This window comes from Pseudomonas sp. S44 (genome assembly GCF_016624805.1).
GTDB lineage: Bacteria > Pseudomonadota > Gammaproteobacteria > Pseudomonadales > Pseudomonadaceae > Aquipseudomonas > Aquipseudomonas machongensis.
The window spans coordinates 1-226 of sequence record NZ_JACVTY010000081.1; the positions used below are offsets into that span (position 1 = coordinate 1).

Consider the following 226-nt stretch of genomic DNA (forward strand, 5'->3'; position numbering starts at 1 on the left):
AGCTCGGTTCTGTAGGAGATATAAAGTGAAGCTGGAAAGAGTTGGGTTTTTATTGATGGCTATGTTGTTGGTGTATTCTGTATTGCTTTTTCTTGTAATTGGCATATTGGCGCATCTTGTGGGGGCGATTATTGGTTATTATAAGTTTGATTATTGGGTGTTTGGTTGGGAGGATATTCATAAGTCTATTCTTGTTGGATTGTCTTGCGGGGTTCCAGTCGCTTTA

At 39.4% G+C, this 226-nt stretch carries 1 protein-coding gene; it reads left to right on the forward strand.

Annotated features, from left to right (window positions below):
* Nucleotides 1-25 precede the first annotated feature (25 nt).
* Nucleotides 26-226: hypothetical protein (locus IAE40_RS25610; protein ID WP_200604077.1), on the forward strand; the 201-nt coding region annotated here is incomplete at its 3' end.